At 62.0% G+C, this 21,161-nt stretch carries 23 protein-coding genes; 3 read left to right on the top strand and 20 right to left on the bottom strand.

The window, feature by feature from the left end:
- Positions 1-20 precede the first annotated feature (20 nt).
- From P3W75_RS04575 to P3W75_RS04565, 3 genes are all read right to left on the bottom strand, one after another.
- Complete coding sequence (locus P3W75_RS04575) at positions 21-2,582, bottom strand: autotransporter outer membrane beta-barrel domain-containing protein (RefSeq protein WP_276226189.1); 2,562 nt, start codon at positions 2,580-2,582, stop codon at positions 21-23.
- A 171-nt stretch (positions 2,583-2,753) separates the two neighbouring features.
- Positions 2,754-3,071, bottom strand: a complete 318-nt coding sequence (locus tag P3W75_RS04570) for a lipoprotein (protein ID WP_276226188.1) — start codon at positions 3,069-3,071, stop codon at positions 2,754-2,756.
- A 29-nt stretch (positions 3,072-3,100) separates the two neighbouring features.
- On the bottom strand, positions 3,101-3,547 hold the full coding sequence (locus P3W75_RS04565; protein WP_276226187.1) for a hypothetical protein: 447 nt from the start codon (positions 3,545-3,547) through the stop codon (positions 3,101-3,103).
- Positions 3,548-3,685: 138 nt separating this feature from the next.
- Here P3W75_RS04565 and P3W75_RS04560 point away from each other — a divergent pair, with 138 nt between their 5' ends.
- Positions 3,686-4,033: a helix-turn-helix domain-containing protein gene (locus tag P3W75_RS04560; RefSeq protein ID WP_043273556.1), complete on the top strand. Its 348-nt coding sequence runs from the start codon at positions 3,686-3,688 to the stop codon at positions 4,031-4,033.
- A 29-nt stretch (positions 4,034-4,062) separates the two neighbouring features.
- On the opposite strand, the gene P3W75_RS04555 is transcribed toward P3W75_RS04560, so the two are convergent.
- The 12 genes from P3W75_RS04555 to P3W75_RS04500 all read right to left on the bottom strand — a co-directional run bounded on the left by P3W75_RS04555 (position 4,063) and on the right by P3W75_RS04500 (position 14,993).
- Positions 4,063-4,398: a hypothetical protein gene (locus P3W75_RS04555; protein ID WP_034040891.1), complete on the bottom strand. Its 336-nt coding sequence runs from the start codon at positions 4,396-4,398 to the stop codon at positions 4,063-4,065.
- 84 nt (positions 4,399-4,482) lie between these two features.
- On the bottom strand, positions 4,483-4,665 hold the full coding sequence (locus P3W75_RS04550) for a hypothetical protein (RefSeq protein ID WP_276226186.1): 183 nt from the start codon (positions 4,663-4,665) through the stop codon (positions 4,483-4,485).
- 46 nt (positions 4,666-4,711) lie between these two features.
- Positions 4,712-5,632 carry a hydrolase or metal-binding protein gene (locus P3W75_RS04545; RefSeq protein WP_276226185.1) on the bottom strand — a complete coding sequence of 307 codons (921 nt, stop codon included), beginning with the start codon at positions 5,630-5,632 and terminating at the stop codon, positions 4,712-4,714.
- Positions 5,633-5,710: 78 nt separating this feature from the next.
- Positions 5,711-6,715, bottom strand: a complete 1,005-nt coding sequence (locus P3W75_RS04540; protein ID WP_276226184.1) for a YqaJ viral recombinase family protein — start codon at positions 6,713-6,715, stop codon at positions 5,711-5,713.
- A 123-nt stretch (positions 6,716-6,838) separates the two neighbouring features.
- On the bottom strand, positions 6,839-7,240 hold the full coding sequence (locus P3W75_RS04535; RefSeq protein ID WP_276226183.1) for a hypothetical protein: 402 nt from the start codon (positions 7,238-7,240) through the stop codon (positions 6,839-6,841).
- A gap of 154 nt (positions 7,241-7,394) precedes the next feature.
- Positions 7,395-8,363, bottom strand: a complete 969-nt coding sequence (locus P3W75_RS04530; RefSeq protein ID WP_276226182.1) for a DUF932 domain-containing protein — start codon at positions 8,361-8,363, stop codon at positions 7,395-7,397.
- A 102-nt stretch (positions 8,364-8,465) separates the two neighbouring features.
- On the bottom strand, positions 8,466-8,738 hold the full coding sequence (locus P3W75_RS04525) for a hypothetical protein (RefSeq protein ID WP_276226181.1): 273 nt from the start codon (positions 8,736-8,738) through the stop codon (positions 8,466-8,468).
- A gap of 222 nt (positions 8,739-8,960) precedes the next feature.
- Positions 8,961-9,407: a hypothetical protein gene (locus P3W75_RS04520; RefSeq protein ID WP_276226180.1), complete on the bottom strand. Its 447-nt coding sequence runs from the start codon at positions 9,405-9,407 to the stop codon at positions 8,961-8,963.
- Between the two features lie 117 nt (positions 9,408-9,524).
- On the bottom strand, positions 9,525-11,480 hold the full coding sequence (locus P3W75_RS04515) for a DUF3732 domain-containing protein (RefSeq protein ID WP_276226179.1): 1,956 nt from the start codon (positions 11,478-11,480) through the stop codon (positions 9,525-9,527).
- Complete coding sequence (locus tag P3W75_RS04510) at positions 11,477-11,965, bottom strand: three component ABC system middle component (protein WP_276226178.1); 489 nt, start codon at positions 11,963-11,965, stop codon at positions 11,477-11,479. The genes P3W75_RS04515 and P3W75_RS04510 overlap by 4 nt, the downstream gene beginning before the upstream one ends.
- Complete coding sequence (locus P3W75_RS04505; protein ID WP_276226177.1) at positions 11,962-13,242, bottom strand: ABC-three component system protein; 1,281 nt, start codon at positions 13,240-13,242, stop codon at positions 11,962-11,964. The genes P3W75_RS04510 and P3W75_RS04505 overlap by 4 nt, the downstream gene beginning before the upstream one ends.
- A 536-nt stretch (positions 13,243-13,778) precedes the next feature.
- Entirely contained in the window at positions 13,779-14,993 is a 1,215-nt protein-coding gene (locus P3W75_RS04500) for a tyrosine-type recombinase/integrase (RefSeq protein WP_003150487.1), read from the bottom strand.
- A gap of 393 nt (positions 14,994-15,386) precedes the next feature.
- Here P3W75_RS04500 and P3W75_RS04495 point away from each other — a divergent pair, with 393 nt between their 5' ends.
- The gene (locus P3W75_RS04495) at positions 15,387-15,716 is read left to right on the top strand and encodes a hypothetical protein (RefSeq protein WP_276226176.1); all 330 of its coding nucleotides are present in this window, start codon (positions 15,387-15,389) and stop codon (positions 15,714-15,716) included.
- Positions 15,717-15,779: 63 nt separating this feature from the next.
- On the opposite strand, the gene ppa is transcribed toward P3W75_RS04495, so the two are convergent.
- From ppa to P3W75_RS04480, 3 genes are all read right to left on the bottom strand, one after another.
- On the bottom strand, positions 15,780-16,310 hold the full coding sequence (gene ppa / locus P3W75_RS04490; protein WP_017521720.1) for an inorganic diphosphatase: 531 nt from the start codon (positions 16,308-16,310) through the stop codon (positions 15,780-15,782).
- An 80-nt stretch (positions 16,311-16,390) separates the two neighbouring features.
- Positions 16,391-17,209, bottom strand: coding sequence for a zinc-dependent peptidase (locus P3W75_RS04485; RefSeq protein ID WP_276226175.1), 819 nt, complete (start codon positions 17,207-17,209; stop codon positions 16,391-16,393).
- Positions 17,210-17,216: 7 nt separating this feature from the next.
- The gene (locus P3W75_RS04480) at positions 17,217-17,876 is read right to left on the bottom strand and encodes a DedA family protein (protein ID WP_276226174.1); all 660 of its coding nucleotides are present in this window, start codon (positions 17,874-17,876) and stop codon (positions 17,217-17,219) included.
- A gap of 193 nt (positions 17,877-18,069) precedes the next feature.
- Here P3W75_RS04480 and P3W75_RS04475 point away from each other — a divergent pair, with 193 nt between their 5' ends.
- A complete protein-coding gene (locus P3W75_RS04475) occupies positions 18,070-19,650 on the top strand; it encodes a protein kinase (RefSeq protein WP_276226173.1) in 1,581 nt (526 codons plus the stop codon).
- Here the strand turns inward: P3W75_RS04475 and P3W75_RS04470 are convergent.
- Both P3W75_RS04470 and P3W75_RS04465 read right to left on the bottom strand, forming a co-directional pair.
- Positions 19,546-20,448: a substrate-binding periplasmic protein gene (locus tag P3W75_RS04470; RefSeq protein WP_276226172.1), complete on the bottom strand. Its 903-nt coding sequence runs from the start codon at positions 20,446-20,448 to the stop codon at positions 19,546-19,548. The genes P3W75_RS04475 and P3W75_RS04470 overlap by 105 nt on opposite strands.
- A gap of 93 nt (positions 20,449-20,541) precedes the next feature.
- Positions 20,542-21,006: a GNAT family N-acetyltransferase gene (locus P3W75_RS04465; protein WP_276226171.1), complete on the bottom strand. Its 465-nt coding sequence runs from the start codon at positions 21,004-21,006 to the stop codon at positions 20,542-20,544.
- Positions 21,007-21,161 lie beyond the last annotated feature (155 nt).

Below are 21,161 nucleotides of genomic sequence, written 5' to 3'. Positions count from 1 at the left end.
GCCGGAAAGGTAGTGGCTCATCAGAAGTTGTAACGGACCTTGGCGGTAAAGGTATCGGCGTTGAAGTCGGTCTTGCCGGTGTAGTCGTAGCTGACCCCAACCGTGACCGCACCCAGATGGTAGTCCGCACCGACACCGGCTTCGTAGCTGTTACGCACCGCCTTGGCACCTTGGCTCACGAAGGGTGTGCCACCCAGCGTGAAGGTCGAGGTGCTCTGGGCTTCGTCCGCGGCGAAGTCATGGTAGGCCATCAGCTTGGCCTGCGGCTGCAGGTTGCCGTTGCCGACCGGGAAGTCGCCAGCTACTCGCACACCAGCACCCAGTTCCGCCACCTCGTAGCGCTGGCTATCCACCTTGAGCGCCGCCGCCGACCCCTTCTCGTGGTAGCCGTCGATATCGACGCGCGCATAGCGGGCGGCCAGGCGTGGCTCGATCAGGAACTGCTCGTTCAGGTGGTAGGTGTAGCCGCCGACGACGTTGGCGCCCAGGACTTGGCTGTCGTAGTCACCCTTGGCCGTGGTGCCGGCGATGCGACGCTTGCTCTCGTTGTCGTTGATCCCATAGCTCAGGTTGGCATCGACGAAATAGTTGCCCTGTTCGAAACCGCTGTACAGGGTGAGAGCATTGCCGTCGACATCGGTGGTGTTGCCGCTGTCGCTGTTCACGCTGGTGTGCAGGAAGCTGTAGGCCACGCCCAGGGTCAACTGGTCGGTGAGCTTGCCATCGGCGCCGATGGCGATGCCGCGGCTGTAGGCGTTGAAGCCGGCCACGCCGTCACGCAGATCCTGGTTGGCATCGCTGTACAACGCCTGGGCCCAGAGGCCAGTGTTCTGCAGCACATCGCCAGAGGACACACCGCGCAGGCTGCTGGTGCGATTGCCGGTGACGTTGCTCACTAGCGTCTGCCCACTGGTGGCCGCCTGGGTCGCACCACCGTTCACCTCGGGGGCGAGCTGCTCCGTCAGCTTCTTCAGCGCTGCCGGATCCTGCGAGGCATTCACGTAAGCCTGGAACACCGGATCGTTGGGATTGCTCTGCGCCAGTCCAGTAATCACCTGGCTGAAGGCCGCGCCTGCACGTTGGGCGTTGGCTGAACCGCCAATCTGACCGATTACCTCACCGACTTCGTCCTGGCCCTTGGTGCTGACCTTGGCCAGGATCTGGTTGTCGCCACTGCTGACGGTGTCGACGTTCAGCAGGGCCGAACGGCTGGTCACGCTGACGCCGTCATCCTGCAGGGTGCCGGCTTGGACCAAGGTGTAGGTCGTGCCCAGGGCCTTGAAGTCGCTGCCCTGGGCCGCCAGCTGGATCTGCGAGCCCTTGGCGAACTCCGCGGTACCGGATACCGCGACCACGGCCTTGCTCGGATCCGTGGCCGTGCTCAGGTTGAGTCCCAGCGAGGAGTTGCCGGCCACATCCAGGTTGCCCTGAATGGTGGTGTGCGGCTGAGCGAATTCCAAGTGTGCCGGCGTGTTGCCCGCATCGCTGCCGACATCCAGCCAACCGCCGTCCTTCAGGCGGATGTTCGCGCCATCGATGCTGGCGTCGGTGCCGCTAAAGGTCACGTCGCCGTTCACTTCGATATTGGACAGGTCGATCAGGTTGCCGGTGATGCTGCCGGCATTCCACACCAGGTGCACGCCGCCACTGGCCTGGGAGGCATCGATGGCTTCGTCCTGGGAGATCAGGTTGCCGCTGTTCTGGATGACCAACGTGTTGCCGGCATTCGCACCGTCGATGTCGAAGGCCCCCACCTCGATGGCGGCATCGTCAGCCTGGATGGTTCCAGTGTTGAGGATCTGCACCGGTGCGTTGGCAAAGCTCACGCCGTCGAGACGCAACGCGGTTGCATCATCGCCGCTGGCCACGATGCTACCGTGGTTCTCGATCCCGCCGAGGTCCACTCGATCCGGGCTACCCATGTCGTCGTCATAGGTGGCGAGAACTGCCGTCGAGCCGGCGCCGCTGACCTGGATCAGACCATCGTTGATCAGCTTGCCAGCGATGGTGCCGCCCTTGAGCTGGATACCCGTAGCTTCTTCGCCATCGGCGAGGATCTTGCCGCTGGCGGCGTTGACCAGGTCGCCCTGCAACACCGACTGGCCGGCGAACTTGAGGCCGCGGATGCCGTCGTCCTCGAGCACACCACCGGCCACTTGCAGGGTACCTTCATTGACCAGGTTGCCGTGGATGATGGCCGGGTCGACCAGCAGGCCGGTGACGCCAGCGCCATTCACCGTGATGCTGCCTTTGTTCTGCAGGTTGCCGAATACCTCGGTCGGCGCGCCAATGGGCGAGGGAGTGTCCTCGTCGCCGGCGTAGGACAGGTCGACGCCATTGAGGTCATCGCCCGTGGCCTGCACCTGGGCGTTGAGCACCAGGTCGTGATTGAAGGTGTCGCTGTAGAAGCGAATGGGCTGGTTGCTGCCAGTGAAGGCGCCGGTGACTTCGGTGCTGTCGGTGTAGGTGTTGCCTTCGCTGTCCAGCCCGCTGTTGGTCAACGTCAGGGCGTGGGCGGCGAGGGGCAGGGCACTGGCGGAGATGGCCAGGGCGAGCAGGGTTTTGCGGTACGTCGGGGTCATGGGGTCAGGTCCTTGAGTGTGTGTGGCTGTGGTTCTTTTCTCTTCTGGGATGTGTCTCGACGAGCAGCTCCTGGGTTTTCAAAAAACAAAAAGGTCCCTGCTCCGCCCACGGCCAAGCGATGGCCGTGGGCGGAGTTGGGTATTCCGAGTGGGGTTAAGAGAGGCTAGGGATTAGCTGTCGAAGCTGAAGTCGTAGTCGCCCTCGCTGGTGGAAATGGAAACCTCGACGACCTTCTGGCAGTAGCGCGAATCGACTTTCAGCACTTCGCCGAAGGCCATCTTGTGCGGCAGGTCTTCCCAGACGTAGCGCTTACAGTTCCCTCGATTCACTTCCACGCTGTTGATGGTGACCTCGTTCTTCTTGGAGGTGATTTGGAGCTGGGGGCTGCCCCACATTTCGTTCTGTCCCAGTTCAACGGTGATGGGCGGCTTGGAGTCGCAACCAGTCAGCGCAGCGACGATCAGGAGCAAGGGGAGGTACTTCTTCATCGAAAGGATTCCTGTGAAAGAGCTCCGGGCTACCAGGCGGAGCGGCAGAGGTTTTTCTTGCTGGTCAGGGGTTGGAGGACCTGGGGAAGGTTCTGAGTCGGGAGCCTCACCGTCTGGCCACCGGCGCTGAGCTGCAGGGTGTTGGCCTTGCGCAGTGCCGCCCAGAAACCTGGGAAGCTGGAGTTGCAGGCTTCGCAGTCGGTGTAGAAGGGGTTGCTGAAGGTGGTGCCGTCGACGATGACGTCGAAGCCGTCATGTTCAGAGGAGTACCGCTTACCGGCGATGGTGGCGTAGGCGGAGACGGAGCTTTCGTCATCGTCCGGGCAGGCGATGTCCAATTGGTTGCCGTTGCCGTCGTCGACCAGGTGTTCTTCGACGCCTTGGGTGTAGCTGGAAGTCCATTCGTAGGTGCCGGCAAAAGCGGTGCTGGTGGCCAGCCAGCCGAGGAGAGAAGCCAGAAGGAGTTGCTTGTGCATGGGGACGATCCCTGTATCGAGTGAAGAAAGATCACCAATAAAGTCGGAAATCAACCTTTTGAGGTGATTTTCGACCTGTGGTGTTCTTCATGTCAATGAGGTGGTGCCCAACCATTCAGGTTGAATGGGAGAGGCATCATGTCTGGTACGGATCAGAAAGCACTGGCTGAAGCGGTAGGGCGGGCGATTGCTAAGCAGCGCATGCGCTGTGGGATGACGCAGGACGAAGTGGCGGAGATCCTGGGCGTGGGGAATGAGGCGGTGTCACGCATCGAGCGCGGAATCGTCATGCCCAACATTGCCCGGCTGTTCGAGTTCGCAACGATCTTCAATTGCAACGCGATGGAGCTGCTGAGCGAGGCCAGCTTGCGCCCGGATGACCAGGCCACGCGGATCAGCGGATTGCTGAATGCCCTGGAGGAGAGCGACCGTCAGTTGGTCGTAGAGATGGTCGAACGGTTAAGTGAGCGACTTAGTCGCGGGTGAGGGGTGCCACTTCAGCCAGCAGAATTGAGTTAGCGGCGTGGTAGGGGTTCTTCGTTGTACTTCGCTCCGCAGCGAAGGCAGAGGCAGTCGTATTCCATGAACTGAAAGCGGCGCACATCGCGAATGAAATCGCCGGTGCTGTTCCAGTTCGCCGCCGCGCCGCATATACCATCGAGCATCAGGTTGAACGCGCGCTCCAGCGGACTCTCGCAATGCAGGTCCGAGGTGATCGGCTGTTGCCGGGCAGGTGACTGCTGGATGCCGCGCAAGAAACCGTCCAGCGTGCCCATCAGCCGAGCCAGTGCTTTGGCGGCATCCTTGGACAGCACCACGGATGAGTTACAGATCAGACACCGTGTGATCATGGTGAGTGCTCCTGTTAGGTGGAAGGTTGAGATGAGAGTCGGCGAGTAGGAGCCCTGATGGCTCCTGCTTATGCCGCCAGGGGACTAGAGGGAAATGTGGAGCCCGACCCGCTGGAGGAGTCGGTGGAACAGGATCAGCGCTAGCACGATGGCCACTGCCAACGGCCAGAAGCGCAGCATGAGCACCAGCAGCGCAACGGCTACCGCACAGCTGGCCAACACGCCGATAAACACGAACAGCAAACCAATGAAGCGCACCAGGTTCATGGTGCGATCCTCCTCGTAGGTTGAATGGTGGGTGACGCCGCGGATATCACTCCGCGGCGTGTTGAGCACGAGCTTCGGCGCGGGCTTTCAGTAGTGTCGACAAGGTAGGTTTCGGCGCAGCCTGCGGTTCTGCAGTAGGAGCAGTTGAAGGGGGCGACTCGGGGGCCGGCTCCGGGAAAAACTCCTCGACGATGGCACCGGTCTCCTCATCACTGTCTTCGAAGGCACCATTGGCAAATCCCAACCGCGCCGTGGCATCCAGCGCCACCTGGTCGAAGCCGGAGGCCTGGCGCGTTTCATCGAGTTCCCGAGCCTGCAGCAATGCTTCTTCCATCGAAAGGCCACTGCGCACCGTGATGTCGACGTAGAAGATCGGCGAGCCATGGCTTTGCCGGGTGGACTTGCCGCGCAGGCGCAGCTCCAGCGGTAGGCACGCCAGGCGGTTGCCCGAGATTGCCTGCAGGTACTGCAGCCGGGCTGCCAGGGTGCGGATGCTGTTGAAGCCGGTGGTGCGGAACACGAAGCTGCCCAGCGGATCCTCATCGCCGATGGCGACATTGAGGCGGCCGTAGGGCTTGCAGGCACCGCCCTTGGCCAATGGACAGCCATCCGGTGAAGGGCAGGGCAGCGAGGCGATGCCGTCCTGGCCGCGGCGTTTGCAGGTCTCGCCATTGCCAACACACAGTGGCCGTCCGGACTGGCGATCGAATAGGCAGTATTCGGCGCGGAAGTTCAATTCCGGCGCATTGAACAGCAGGCGGATCGGAATGCTGCGGATCTTGCCGCCCTGGGCCTTGCGCAGTTCCTCGTCCAGGGGATGGGCCAACCAGCCATCCCGCAACTGGACCTGCGAGGTGAGGGTGAATTGATCGTCCTTCTCCGGCAGACGCTTGCCGTTCTTCTCGACGACCTTGCCGATGGAAATCCGCCCGAGCACCGGCGGGGTAATGGCCAAGCCTTTGAGCATGGTGGTTCTCCTGTGGATGAATAAAAACGACCACCCCGGCGCAGGGGAAACGCCGGGGTGGTCAAGGGGGAATCGAAATCAGGTGATCAGGAAGCGCCGGCTGCCGACCTTGGTGGTGGGGTAGCGCGCCAGCAGGTAGGGCTTTTCCTTGAGCAGCAGGGGCACATCGAGCACTACGCTGTCCTTGGCCTTGCGCCAGGACACCGCGCCGTTGGCGAACAGCGCCCGGCTGGAATCACCCATGGCCTGTTGCAATTGCTGCTTCAATCCGGCCTCGCGCTTGCCCTGGACTTCCAGGCTGGCGCGGACGGCCTGCAGTTCATCGAAGGCCGCCGACAACAGCAGATCCTGGGTTAGGTCCAGGGTGTGGCCGTGGTCCTCGGGGTACAGGCAGCGCAGGGCCTGTTCTGCCGAATCGGAACCATCCGCCGGCGGCGGCGTATCGCGTTGCACGTAGCCCCAGAAGTCGCGCTCCAGCTCGATCAACCGGGCGATGAGCTCCTCGTCGCGCTCTATGCGGTGGATCTCCAAGTGCTGGCCACCGAGCAGCACGGCCACGTCAGCCGCCTGCTTGCCGGTGACCGCCAGCTGGTGCATCACCTGCAACTGCACGTACACCGGCACGCCTTCCTTCCAGAGACGGGCACCGTTGATGCCGGCGGTCTTGCATTCGAGTATCTGGACGTCGCTGGCGCCGATCACCTCGCGGTCGATGTTGGCCAGCATCCAGTCCAACTTCGAATCCGGATGCTGCAGGACGGCATTAATTCGCCGAACCCGATTGCCGGTACGGCGGGCATAGTGACTGGCGACAATGGGTTCGAGGATGTTGCCCCAGTAGGTCGGGCTGTCCTCGTCGTTCGGATCGCTCTTGGGCAGCCCGGCATCGCGGCCGGTCTTTTCCAGCCACAGCTCCAGCTGCGACTTGTAGGGATTGAGGCCGACCGCGGCGGCAGCGTCCGAACTGCCGATACCGTGTTTGCGTACCGCCAGCCAGTCGTCGCGGGACAGGTCCTTGGTGCCGACCAGGCGCAGGGCAGGGCGCTGCCGTGCCCTGTTGGGCGTGGAATGAACATGAGTCATGAGGGTTTTTCTCCAGACATAAAAATGCCCGGCCGGCAAAGCCGGTCGGGCATCGGGGGAATGGGCGGCTGTCAGGCCATCAATGGGAGATGCGCATTCAGGCGGCGCTGCGATCACGCCCGCTTACCGGGCTGCACTACTGGCCACGGCGGTCGCCGACTGACGTCGCTGTGCATGATGAGCACGAACCTTCTCGCGCCAGCCGGGCGAGAGTTCCTTGGTCATGTCGAGATAGCACAGCGGGCAGCTGTAGTAGTACGGCGCCATGGACTCATCCATGGCTTTGTACCCCCACTCACCGCCACTGCGTTGCAACAGATCACAGCGGATGTAACGCATGGACTCGCCGGGCGCGAGGCCTGGGTAAACGCCTTCGGCTTTCGCCGTCACTTCGATGACCGACCACAGCACATTTCCGCGCAAGGTATGCACAAGCACACGAACACTGGCTCGTGCCGTGTCTTCGGGGCGGATCAGATCTTGGATCAGTTCTGACCGGGTACGGGATGAGAACAGCCAGCCCATGAGAGAGGCCTCCAATGAAACACCGGAGCCCACTCCACGGGAGCGGAACCCCGGCGGGTGGAAGAGAACGCCCAACGCCGCGGTATCTGCGAGCGACCGCTGTCGTCGCAGAACCGGTTGGGCAAAGAGGGATAACGAGAGGAGGGAACGGCCGTCAGGCCACCAACTGCAGGGCCGCATCCAGGGCGCGTTGCTTGATCACTGCCCCTTGACCGAACCAGGCCGAGTCCATGCGGTACTCGTTGCTACGCGCCCGGCGTTCGTGGTCGACGTACTCGGTGACGGCATTGAGCAGGCCCCAGGCAGTGCCATTGGCGGCTTCCAACTGCGAGCCACGGCCGCGGCCTTCGTACAGGCTTTGCACCCGACGCAGCGCGCGCTCATTCGGCAAGGCATCCGGCAACGGATTGTTGGGCTGGGCATCGCAGAGCACCTGCATGAAGTAGCCCATTGCCTCGTGCCACTGCACCTTGCGCTCGGCCAGGTGGCGCATGCGGTACATGAACTCGTCCCATTGCGAGACGGCGATGCCCAGTTGCTTCTTCACCGCCTGGGCGTCGAAGCGGGTGCTATGCGGAACCTTGATCGCCCGGGTAGCACCGTCGACGGCGATGGTCAGGGTATTGTTGCACACCACCCGTACCGTGGTCGGCGTGGCGGTGGTGGCCAGGGTGCCGTCGCAGGAGGTGGCCAGCAACAGGTAGCCGTTGACCAGGTCGTTGCCCTTCAGCGAGGTGTTCTGTCCGGTGCGCGCCAGTGCCCAGAATTTGCGGCCACCTTTGAGCACGCCCGCGGTTTCCAACTCGTAGCCGGAGACTTGGGTGAGGTCGCGGTAGAACTCCAGCACTTCCCGCGGCTGCACCACCTGGTAGCGCTGGGAGACTACCGAGAGCGGCGCCTTACTGTCGGAGCGGTAGAGCACCTTCTGTTCGGGGAAGGAATGGATGCTGCCCAGGTGGCCGACCGCATCCGCTTTGAAGTGCACCGGACTTTCCTGGATCTGCCAATCCATACCGGCTTCGCGTTGCCAGACTTCCAGTGGTTGTTTCGGAGAGAGGCGGCTGCCCAGGCCATGCCAGGGGGCTTCGCCGACATAGGCCATTTGTTCTACGAGATGAGCCATGATGAGTTTCCTGTGAGCAATAGCCGGCATAAAGCGCTGCGCGAAGCGCAGCACCGGCGAAAGGGTTGAAAAGGGAAGGGGGGAGAAGACGCGCGAAACCGATCAGGTCGGCAGGTTGAAGCGATGCCCGCAGAGCAGGCAGAGGTTGTTGGCGAGCACGTGACGATCCAACTGGTCGCCAAGTTGGGCGCCCAGAGCACAACCGCCGACGCCACCGGCCAAGCCGCCGAGAATGGCGCCGGACAACGAGCCGAGGGTGATGCCCAGCGGACCGGCAATGGCGCCGACTGCCGCGCCGGCCTGGCTGCCGGCCAGCGCGGCGGATGCACCGCGTGCTGCTCCACCGATCGTGCCGACGAAGGCACCGATCTTCATGGCGGGATGCAGGGATGCAATTTGGGGGGAGTTACAGCGAGGGCACAGCAATGACATGGCTGGAGGGCCTCCATGGTGGGTATGTCATTGCTGTGATGTAGGGTTGAGTTTTTTTCGAATCGAATTGCTGTGATGTAGATAGCCCGTTGTAGATTTTGACTAAAGGGCGGGCTTTAACCCGCCTTTTGTATACCTTTTGAAGGGCTTGAGATGTCCCTGTGATTAAAACCCACCATGCCTCTCTGCGTAGGAGATAAAGTCTTCGATGAATTTTCTTAATTGTTTTTCGTAAATTTCATCTTCCCAGCTCTCTGAATCATAGTTACGAGAGTCATCTAGTGATATGACAATGTCCCCGTTGTTGTCGATGTCTTCGACAGTTATCCCGAAGAGATTCTCTCTCGAAGTTTTACCAAGAGTGATAGTTTGATGGCTACCATCTCTGTAGGTTAAGCTGAGTGTTATGCTTTCATCTGAATTTTGGATGTCGACTTTAAGGTTGCGCTCTTGTAGCCTGGCTGAGTAATTTCCTGCCAAGAGGGTGGCTCGAATCACAGCTTCTTTGAGTGCTTTTAGATTTTTATCTGTGGATGCTTTTAGCAAGATTTCATTTTTCTTGGCTGTTTCAAGCTTTTCATCGACTATTAAGAAAAAATCATCAAGGCTCACGGGCGACTCCTTAGTAATACCTGTGGGTTAGAATCGGGCAAAAGTTGGTATCAGCAGTGGATCAAACACATCTACTTAAACCATCATACGACTTCTAGTCGTATGATGGTTGCTAGATCAATTCACTGGTTCTGATGGCCAATTTTCGGGAACTAGCGCGGGTGGCTTGGTCCATGGTTCTTCAACCAACGCGTCCTGGAACCACTGTTCGCGCAGGTTCGCATGTTCAGTAACAATTAGTTGGAAGCCGGGGACCTCTTCTTGAGTGAACTTCAGCAACAGCTCGAATAGACGGCGTACCGCATCAAGGTCGGCGTCGGCTTCCGTCTTCTGCACTGAACCGTCGGCATCTTGGTAAACCTGTTCAGAGGGGAAGTAAACCTGGGTTGGTTGGTCGATCAGTAGGAAGCGCGGGATTGGTCGATTGTTCTGCGCCGCGAATAGGTGCAGGGCAAGTAGTGCCGACAGATGGTACGCGAGATGGTTTTCGCCGCCGCCGGTCCTGCCCATCGGCACTGGGCGCTCGGGCCGATCAAAGATGATCGTTAGTTGAGGCAGATTTAGCCGCGCGGGATAAGGACCGAACTCGGCGTTGAACTTCTGGATGTATCGCGACATCTGCGCAGAGATGTTGTTGAGGATCGACGTCAGGCGCTCGTTGCTGTCATCCGCCCCGATCTGCTCTTCAAGCTGCTTGACTTTGTTGCTGAGGCGGTGACTCTCAGCTTTCAGATTGGCAAGATCCTCATTTGGGAGGAGCGTTTCCAGGAACAGACTGATACGGCCGACCACGCGCGCAGCGGCATTGTTGCGCGAGCCCATCTTGGCGAGAAATTCGCTGGCTGAGATCGCCGCGGACAGCTCCGCTTCCTTCTGTTTGATCTCATCCCTGATCTCGTCCACGGTGCCGGCCAGTTCGGTCAAGTAGGCATCGAGCTTAGGACGTTGGCCGGTGGCGACGCGCAACTCCTTGTCGAGCGATGCCAGTTCGTTGAGCAGGACAACGGCAACCGGGGATTCTAGTGCCAGATTCTGTTCGCTGAACGGCCATTGCCATTCGCCGCTGTCAGGATTCTTCGGCAAGGCTTTGATCGACGCCAGGCGGTCTATCTGTTCGGCAGCCTCGTTTTCGTAGCCACCCGAGCGTTTGGCGAACTGTCGCGCTGCATCAATCCTTCCCTGAACGTCCCGGCGATTACGGCGCAACTGAACGAGTTTCTCTTCCAGAATCGAAACCCGGCTGCCGTCGTCGTCAGGTACCGTTTCGGGCTTCCAGGACAACGCAGACTTCAATACTTCCATGATCCCGTCTGCATTGAGACTCTCGTCGGTAGTGCCGAGGACCCCGACTGTCTTTGCTTCCGAGTGGAGGCCGATCGCCTGCACATGCGATGTGTCGACGGCGTCTTGTGCCAGTTCCAGTTTCTTCTGGTTAACCCTCAGATCCCGTTGCGCCAAGCGCAACTTGGATTCCAGTTCGTAGCGGTCGCTGGAAGAGACTCCGAGCAGGATCGGTAACGTGTCACGGATCGCCTGCGGCTGAAACTGTTCGTTCTGCCGGTAGAAAAGTTGGTCTTTGTTAGCGACCAACCCCTGTTTCTGGAACAGGTAATAGAACGTGTGCTTAACGTTGGCGTCGTAGCTGTTGCGACTATGCTCCAGCGCGACTTCGGTGCGATTCTCGGGAATCCCGAGCAGGCGCGACAATAATTCGACGATGCTTTCGTCGTCAGTGTTGATCGCCAAATCCTTGAACTCGGGTACCTGCAATTGGGCGCCTCTGCGCAGCATCACCGTACTGCAACTGGCGCCGCTGCCAGAAGGGGTTGGCTTGGCGACCAGTACCTGCGCCTTCTCGAACTGGTAGATAACGGCGAACCAGGCCACCTTGTCGCGAATGATACCCTCGGGGACGTTGAACGAAGATCGTCCCATGCAGTATTCGATGATCTCTGAAAGTGCAGATTTGCCAGTGGAGGAGCGACCGGTGATGACGTTGAGTCCGTCCACCTTGAATGCGAGGTCACGACGTTGGCCATCATGGCTGTAAATGTGGATGGATCTGATCTTCATGGGCGAATCCCGAAAGTCGTGTAGACGGTCGCCCGGTCGGCGATACGTGCGAATTCCTTTCCTACGACGCGGGCCACTTTCTGGCAGGCGACAGTTTCGGCTGTGCCATCGACGGCCTTGCGCACCTTCTTGGGGATGGTCTGAATGCGTCCGTCATCCGCGACGGCGATGCACCCCCTTTCCATCAGTAGACCGAACCCCTCGAAGGTATAGGGAAGCATCTGCGTGACCCGATCGGCGAAGCCCACCATGATTTGCTGGTTCTTCTCTGCGGTCTTGAGCAGATAGCTGCGTGGGCTGCCAGCGATCACCTCTCGTGAGTCCTTGTGCAGGCTTAGGGGCAGCACAAGAAGCGACAGCGAAAAAGGCATGCCGCGGTCGTCTTCTTCTTCGTAGCCGGCCAGGGCGCGAAACATGACTAAGCCACAGAATGCAGGATTGAACAGGTTTCGAACCTCGAAAGGGCGCTGATCCCATCGCTTCATGATGCCGCCTCCAGTACGTCGCCGAGACGGTCAAGGAATCTGGGATGCCAGTAGACTCTGGGGTGGGGAGTACTGTCGGCGAGAATGTGGAAGCTTCCACGAAGGACGTAGGGCTCCGTCACCCGCGCACGAATGCGCAGGGAGTCGATCTTTGCGGTTTCAAATTCCGCCCAGTTGTAAAGTTCAGTGCCGGCTTGGCGAAGCACGTCCTCAGCACTGTCGTCTTCCAGCCTCTCGAAAATGACATCCTTGTAGCGGTCCCACTCATCGGCCAAGCGATCTTCGTATTCCTCGACCTCTCCCAATACAAGCAGGCTCGCGCGCGCCCAGGCCGACCGTTGTTCGAACGCCCGGTAATAATCCAAAATCGCACTTCTGATTCGGTTGGCGGAAATGCCAATCTCGCGCAGTTGCGCTACGAATAGGCGCGGATCAGTATCAATGTCGATGTTGTCGGAGGGGAGTTTTCCGCGGAAGGTGATAGGCAGGTTATCTACCTTGTACTCCTCGGCGAAGTTCGAGAGCTTGTCAGATACTTCGTAGCCAAAGATCCCTTCGGGCCTACCACCGGTGAGCTGCTTGATCACGACATCGGTCCACCAACCTTCCAGCCGCTCGAAGACGAATTCGCGGTGCTCGCGCCGGATGCTTCGCATGTGCTTATCCCTTATGAGCACGGGAATGTCGTCGATGCGCGGGCTGCTATCCAGGATCAGGATGCGCTCGAGGAAATCCTGCTTCTCGACATCATTCAGTTCCTCAAACGCCGCGGCAATCGGCGCGATGAGTTTCGATTTCGATGCCGAAAGTGCCTTTTGGGCCAATGCAGTCAGAGTTTCGTCATCGCCGGAGGCGGTGGGCTGATTGGGGAGAAGACGGGACAGGAACGAGTCGGTCGACACCTCGCCGGTGGTGAAGAGGAAGAACCGCAGGTTCGATGCAGCACGGCCATCACGTTTGTACCGCACCAACCAGATATTGATGGACTTCCAGAAGTCGGCCGACAAGTCGGTCAGTCTGTCGCCGATCGCCTTGTGCTTAAGCGAGGCCAAAGACTTCCCGCCCTGGCCGTCGACGAAATCAAGGTCATCGTCCTTTTCCAGGAAGATGGCGGTGTCTTCCGGCAATTGGAGCAGTTGTAGAAGAGCAAGACGCGCCTGGTAGATGTATCCCAGTCCCTGCTCACCGGCCGAAAATTTGTCAGTAGATGTCCCGGCCATGCCAAATTCCTTTTTGTGCAGATTGTCGGGAGCGTACCTGGCATTGTGGCGGGCCATGGCATTGCTTCTTATGCCCCATGCCCTCTAGTTCCGACTCCCAGTGAGTACGGCAGCAGACCCGATGCCCTGTGCCTGTCCGTTACTGAATAATAGCAAAATGCCCTGACAAGTCAGTCGAGGTAATGCACGGCATCGCAGAGGAAGTTATGGGCGCTGACAGCCAGCGGCAGGCCGCAACTAGTGGGCAGCACTAGTTTTGTGCTTGTCCTCACTTGTAGCCGTCGAGGCGTACTTGCTGTTTTGTGGCCTGGTCGGCGGCGCTACGGCCTATCGGTGAGTTCATCTGTGCCCTTGGCTCGAACTGTGGGGGTTCCTGCGCCTTCACCTAGTGCAGAGGTCAAGGGAGCACAACGCTCGTCAGATCCTCTGCGCCGAGCAGTCGCTGACTGCCAAGGGGCACAGGCCATCGCGTGTTACAAGCTGGCCGACTATTTCCGAGCCTACGCCCGGCGCGATGCGCTGCAACAGCCCTGCTGATTGATTCATAATCTCGGATGTGCAATTTGCCGATTGCTGCCGGTGACGCTTGGTAGTTATGCCTGCAGCTTGTGGCTTGTACAGAATTCGGCCCAATCAGCCATCAGTGCTCTGCGTTTCTCTAGAAAGTCTGAGCGAGAGTAAGCGGCTTCGGTCTGATCCCGTTCGTCATGAGCGAGTGCGAGTTCGCATACCTCTCGTGGGTAGTGAGTGTTCTCGTTGGCCCAGTCGCGGAATGTGGAGCGAAAGCCATGTCGAGTAATGTCTGCGTGCCCTAGCTTATGCAGGAGGTTGCGTATGGCATTGGCATGTATGGCACCACTCTTGCCTTTTCCTGGGAACAGATACGGTGAATTCGTACGAGGTAGGCTTTGCAGCATATCCGCAGCCTGAGAGGGGAGGGGAATGACGAATGGCTTTCTCATCTTCATGCGTTCGGCCGGAAGTGCCCATGTCCCAGCTGCAAAATCCATCTCGGGCCATTGCGCGAAGCGGATCATGTGGGAGCGAGCCCCAGTTAGAATCAGCAGGCGTGCGGCTACGGCATCCCGACTGGAGTCTTGAGCCAATTTACTCATCAGCTTCGGCAAGTCACGCCAATGCATGGCTGGGAAGTGCTGGCGTTGCCGAGCTTTCTTCTTTTCAGCTTTGCTGAGGAGGTTTTCCAGATGGCCGCGCCAGCGGGCGGGATTGTCACCGCCGCGAAGGCGGCGAGCCTTTGCTGCATCTAGCACTTGCTCGATTTGTCCACGCACTTCATCGGCGGTGCGCGTTTTTGTCGACCAAATCGGCCGCAAGACGCTCAGCATGTGCTCGGTTTGGATATCGTCAGCCGATAGCTTCCCGATGATGGGGAATGCGTATAGCTCTAGCTTCCGCAGCCAGCCCTTACGCCATTTTTCAGACCAGGTGGCTCCATGGGCCTGTTGATGATCGCGAGCAAGATCTTCGAACGTGGTACGACGCGCTGCAGCTTGGCGCTCAGCCTCTCGCTTCGCTTCTCGTTCTGCATCTCGGGCGGCTAGGGGATCGATACCGGTCGCGAGAAGTTTTCGCTGATCCGCTGCGAGTTGCCGCGCTTGGCTGAGGGTAATGACCGGGAAGGGGCCTAGTCCCATTTCGCGGCTTCGCCCGTCCAGCTTGTAGCGAAAGATCCAGCTCGAAGAGCCGCCTTTGGCTACCTGAAAGTAGAGCCCATCGCCATCGTTGGTTTTTCCGGGTTCTGCCGTCCTAGCCAATGATTCGATGGTCTTGGTCGTTAGCTTACCCATACAGACTCCCTATCTACCCACACCTTCACCCACACTTTGGCGGGAGATTCTATCGATTATTGGTGGACGTTGAGAGACAGATGGTACGTCTCAAAGCCTTGATTTTCCAGGGCTTGACGGACATTGGTGGATTTCTGCGGGCATTAAAAAAGCCGGCTTGTGGCCGGCTTTTCAGGGGGTGGTCCGTCCTTACTTCTGGTAAGCAGCGACCGCCTTGATTCTGTGGACGCGGCGCCTGGCGCCTGCATCGTGGGCGCGCACTTTAGCAAATTCGGCCGGGGTTGCCTAATGCCAATTGCGCCAACGGCATGACGTTGAGCTGCCGCGTTGGCGGGAGTGGCGGGGAAATGGGCTGCTAACCTTCCCGGCAGGTTCGTTCGGCGGGAGACGGGGATGCGCAGGGGATATCTGGTGGCGCTGTTGTTGCTGGGGTTGGCCGGGTGTCAGTCGCCGGGGCAGTTGAAGGAGGAGGCGCCGGCGCAGCGCCTGCAAACACTGAAGTCGCCGCCGGTGTACCGCGACTGCCTGGCGCCGAAGTGGGCGGGGGCGGCGCAGCGGGAGATTCGCTTCGGTTATCGCCTGGTGTTGCCTGAGGGCCAGGGCGGGGAGCCGGCCAGCCTGCTGGAGGTCACGGCCAACGAGCGCGGCAGCCTGGTTGCGCTGTATCAGCGCCCGGGCGTCGAGGGCGACGCCGCCGAGCGCGCCGCGCGCGAGTGCCTCTAGTGCCCGGAACGAAAAAGCCCCGCGCGAGGCGGGGCTTTTTCAGCGCGGGTTACCCCGCGACCATCACTTGGCCTGGAAGGCGGCGACGGCCTTGGTGATGTAGTCGTGGGCCTGGGCGGCGTCGCCCCAGCCTTCGACCTTGACCCACTTGCCCTTCTCGAGATCCTTGTAGTTCTCGAAGAAGTGCTTGATCTGCTCCAGCAGCAGGGCCGGCAGGTCGGTGTATTCCTTCACGTCCTTGTACAGCACGGTCAGCTTGTCGTGCGGCACGGCGATCAGCTTGGCGTCGCCGCCGGCTTCGTCGCTCATGTTCAGCACGCCGACCGGGCGGGCGCGGATGACCGAGCCCGGCGCGACCGGGTAGGGGGTCACGACCAGCACGTCCAGGGGGTCGCCGTCATCCGCCAGGGTGTTGGGGATGAAGCCGTAGTTGGCCGGGTAGAACATCGGGGTGGCCATGAAACGGTCGACGAACAGGCAGTCGGTGTCCTTGTCGATTTCGTATTTGATCGGCGCGTGGTTGGCCGGGATCTCGATGGCGACGTAGATGTCGTTCGGCAGGTCTTTGCCAGCCGGGATGCTGCTGTAGCTCATGGACGACTCCAAGGGTTGGTCGGGCCGAAAAAGTGCGGCGGATTATAGGCAGATTGCCGTGGCCAAGCCACAGACATCGCTCAGTGCGCCGGAGTTTCCTGATAGTCGGGATTCTCGTGCTGCAGGCGTTGCAGGCGCGCCAGCGGATCTTGCCGGTAGAACAGGGCCAATTGCCGGTAGACCTTCGGATAGGCCCGCTGCAGCAGATCGGGGGCGCTGAAGAAGTATTCGCTGGAGACGGCGAAGAATTCCGCCGGGTTTTCCGCGGCGTAGGGGTCGATGGCGGTGTGTGCGTCGGGGTTGCGGTCGAGCAGGCGGTTCATCTCGTCGTAGGCGCCTTGCATGGCCGCCGACCAGTCGCCCACGCGCATGTCGCGGTGCAGCGGCGGCAGCCCGTTGGCGTCGCCGTTGAGCATGTCCAGCTTGTGCGCCAGCTCGTGGATCACCAGGTTGTAGGCGTCCCAGCCTCCGCCGCTCTCGACTCCCGGCCAGGCCAGCACCACCGGGCCTTGCAGCGAGGTCTCTCCGCTGCGCTCGTCGTCGAATTCGTGGATCACCCCCGCCGGGTCGCGGTGCTTCTGCGGGCTGAGGAAGTCGTCCGGGTAGAGCACCAGTTCGTGGAAGCCGCCGTACCAGTTCAGCTCCGGCAGGTGCAGCAACGGCAGCTGAGCCTGGGCCGCCAGCAGCAGGCAGCGGAAGTCGTTCAGCTCGACGCCGGGCAGGGCGGTGAGGTGCTTGTCGCGCAGGAACAGCAGCGCCCGCTCGCCGAGCAGGCGCAGTTCCTCTTCGCTCAGGCCGTCGAGGATCGGCAGGTGCCGCAGCACTTCGGCCCAGAGCCCGGCATCCAGCGGATGGCGGGCGAGGAAGCGCTGGCGGCGCCAGGCGCTGAGCGACCACATGGCGCCGTCAGCGCTCCGAGGCCTGCGGCTTGTCGTCGCGCGCCAGCTTGTGGCGGATCACCCCGATGAGCATCGGCACCAGGGAGAAGGCGATGATGGCGATGATCATCACCGACAGGTTCTGCTTGATGAACGGCACGTTGCCGAAGAAGTAGCCCAGGGTCACCAGGCCGCCGACCCAGGCGATGCTGCCGGCGACGCTGAAGAACAGGAAGCGCAGGTAGGGCATGTAGGCCATGCCGGCGACGAAGGGCGCGAAGGTCCGCACGATCGGCAGGAAGCGCGCCAGGGTCACGGTCTTGCCGCCGTGGCGTTCGTAGAAGGCGTGGGTCTGGTCCAGGTAGTCGCGGCGGAACACCTTGGACTTCGGGTTGCTGAACAGCCGCTTGCCGAGCGTTCGGCCGATCACGTAGTTGGTGCTGTCGCCGCTGATCGCCGCGAGCAGCAGCAGGCCGCCGAGCAGCCAGGGGTCCATGCCGCCGCCGGCGGCGATGGCGCCGGCGATGAACAGCAGCGAGTCGCCGGGCAGGAACGGGGTCACCACCAGACCGGTTTCGCAGAAGATCACCAGGAACAGGATGGCGTAGATCCAGGCGCCGTAGTTGCTGACCAGCAGCGAGAGATAGGTGTCGAGATGCAGAACGAGGTCGATCGGGTTGAAATCCATTTAGGAGCCTTGAAAACCGCGTGGTGAACTGCCGAGCCCGGCATTATAGGCACCACCGCGTTACAGCGGGGGGCGCTTTGTCGCGGGACGCGACCCGGGACAGATTTCAGGATATTACCGCGCTTGAGTGAAAAAGCTGTCGGCATGAAGGCTGCAATTCAGAGGCATGTCTGACTTCGCCGGAACCCCGATCATGCTGCCTCCCGCTCGCCATTCACCTTCACCCGGCCTCGCCCTGGGAGCCGGGCCCGACCTGCCGGCCCAGGCGGCGCGGGTTCGCGCCCACTGGCTGGGTGGCCGGGCGGGGCGGCCGGGGCTGTTCATGCTGGCGCTGCTCTGGGGGCGTGATTGCCCCAACCTGGTGCGCGAGCTGGAGTGGCAACTGGATGCGCTCTTCGCCGACTTCGCCTGCAGCCCCGAGGGCTGGACCGAGGCGCAGGCGCTGCGCCAGGTGCTGGCTTCGCTGAACATGCAGCAGTTCCGCCGCGCCCGCGCCGGGCAGCCGCTGGCCGGGCTGGCCGCCGGCATCCTGCTGGTGCAGGGGGCCCAGGCGCACTTCCTGCGCTGCGGCAACGTCGGCCTGCTGCGTTATCGCGACGGCGAGTTGCAGGCGCTGCCCGGCCGCGAGGACGGGCACCTGGGCGAGCAGGCCGAGCTGACCCTGACCCAGCACAACCTGGCCCTGCATCCCGGCGAGGCCTTGCTGCTGGCGCCGCAACCGTTGCTCGAGGTGATCGATCGGCGGCCGCTGCTGGCGGGCCTGGCGGAGGTGGCCGAGGCCGACCTGGAGGCGCTGCTCGCGCCCCTGCTGGCGGCGCCCGGCGCGGCGGCGCTGGTGGTACCGCAATGCCTGGTCGCCAGTGTGAGCCTGACGATCCCGGCGGGCTGGCCGGCGCCGCCGGTGTTGCAGGCGGGTATCGAACTGGAGGGTTGGCAGTTGCTGGAGGCCTGTCCCTACGGCCCGGAGGGGCGACTGTTCCTCGCCCTCCACCGCGATGGCCGCGAGGCCTGGCTGTTGGCGGCGACGCGGGCCGCCGACCAGGTGTTCTGGCTGGGCGAGTGGGCGTTGCGTGGCTGCAAGGTGGCGAGCCTGCCGGAGGTGCTGTCGCCGCGCACGCCACGCCAGCACGCCTACCAGCTGTTCGCCCGGCCGCCGGGGCGTTGGCGCAGCCTGGCGGATTGGCGTGGCGCCTGGCGCAAGCCGGCGCCGGCGGAACTGCTGGCGTTGCTGCGGCAGCTGGTGGAAGCCCTGCGCGCCCTGCAGCGGCGCGGCGTGCGGGGCGTCTGGGTGTCGCCCCGGCAGGTGCTGGTGAACGAGCGCGGGCGGCTGTTGCTGCTGCCGGAGCTCGCCGCGTCGATTCCCGGCTGCCCGCGCCAGGCGCTGCCTGAAGGGGTATTGCCGCTGGCGCCGGAGCTGCGCCGGGGCGAGGCGCTGGACAGCCGCGCCGAGCAGTTCGTGGTGGCCGCCTACGCCTATTGGCTGGCCAGCGGGCGCTGGCCGGAGCTGGCCTTGCCGAACGCCGGCGCGGTGGCGCGCTACCAGCCGCTGGCGGAATTGGGCGTGGATCCTCCGCCGGGCTGGGACGGTTGCCTGGCGCGGGCCCTGGCGCCGGAGCCGGAGGGCCGCTTCGAGGCGCTTTCGGAGCTGGAGCAGGCGCTGGAAAACGGTTTAGCGCAGGCTCGCCTGCCAGCTCAGGGTTGGCGCCGCTGGGCGGTTGTCGGCGCCTTCGCGGGCGCGGCGCTGGTCGGGGGCGCCGTCTACCTGCTCGGCTAGCGGGTGATCGGCCACCGCGCGCATGGCCTGGGCGGTTTCCAGATGGGCGTCGGCGATCAGCTGTTGCAGGCGGCCGCTCTGGCGCAGGGTGCGCAGGCCGCGATCGAGGTTGGCCGCCAGCGCTTCGCCGCCGTTGCGCACCTTGGGAATCAGCACGTACAGCGGCTTGATCTCCAGCGGCGGCTCGATGAATTCGAGTTGCTCGCGCAGGGCCGGGGCGTTGCGCGCCAGCAGGTGGTAGCCGGTGTAGCGGTCGACCACGGCCAGGTCGATGCGCCCGCGCAGGAGCTTCTCCAGGTTCTGCCAGTCGTTGTTGACCACGTCGCGGGTCAGGTAGTCGGCGTTGTCGAACTCGCGCTGGTTGACGTACCCGCGCACCACGCCGATGCGGTAGGGGCGCAGGCTGTCGAGGTCGCCGGGGCGGTAGGCGATGGCGTGGTCGCGGCGGCGGAAGAAGCCCAGTTGCGAGTCCAGCAGCGGCATCGAGGTGTAGAAGTCGCGGCTGCGGTCCACCGACAGGTAGGCCGGCATCAGCGCGTCGTAGCGGCCCTCGCGGGCTTCGTTGAGGGCCCGCTGCCAGGGCAGGAACACCCGCTCGACGTGGTCGCCGTTGAGCGCCATGGCCTCGTCGAGGATGCGGCTGGCCAGCCCCTGGCCGGGCAGCTCGGGGCCGACGTAGGGCTCCCAGTCGAGGGTGGCGACCCGCAGGGTCTCGGCCTGGGCGGTACTCAGACCGAACGGCAGGCCGAGCAGCAGGAGCAGTGTGAAGTGACGCAACAGGCGCTGGGGAATGCTCATGGAACCCCTTGGCCGCCGGACTACGGGCGGCAGGTGCGATGCCTCACTGTAATACTGGCGTTACGCCATGGCTAGCCTGGCGCAAGGCGTGGATCAGACGAGGTCGTCGCTGATCGGCAGGATGTAGTTCTTGAACTCGGTGTCCTCGCGGAAGCCGATCGACTCGTAGACCTTCTGCGCCACGTCGTTGTTGATGCTGGTGGACACGCGCATGCGCACCGCGTTGGTCTCGCGGGCCATCTGCCGGGCGTGCTGCAGCAGGTGGTCGGCCACCAGCTGGCGGCGGGCGTCCTCGGCGACGTAGATGTCGTTGAGGATCCACACGCGCTTGAGCGACAGCGAGGAGAAGCTCGGGTACAGCTGGCAGAAGCCCAGCAGGCGGTCGTCGCCGTCGTCCGGCAGGGCCAGGTAGATCACCGACTCCTTGCGCTTGAGACGCTTCTCGAGGAATTTCCGCGAGGACTCGGGGTAGGGCAGCATGCCGTAGAACTCGCGGTATTTGACGAACAGCGGGGCGAGCATGTCGAGGTGATCGAGGGTGGCTTGCACGATGCGCATGTCGGATCTCTGCGGTCGGTGAATGGGCTGCTGTCACGATGCAGGTGCCATGCCAGGGGCCGGCAACGCGTTCGATGCTGCACCAGAAATCGTGGAAAGCGCAATCAAAGCGAGCGTTTGATCGGCGAACTTCGCAGGAACATGCTTCTGCTACT

The sequence above is a fragment of the Pseudomonas citronellolis genome, from assembly GCF_029335315.1.
Taxonomy (GTDB): domain Bacteria; phylum Pseudomonadota; class Gammaproteobacteria; order Pseudomonadales; family Pseudomonadaceae; genus Pseudomonas; species Pseudomonas citronellolis_A.
Note: the sequence above shows the minus strand (reverse complement) of the source record. Positions and strands in the feature narration are given on the sequence as shown.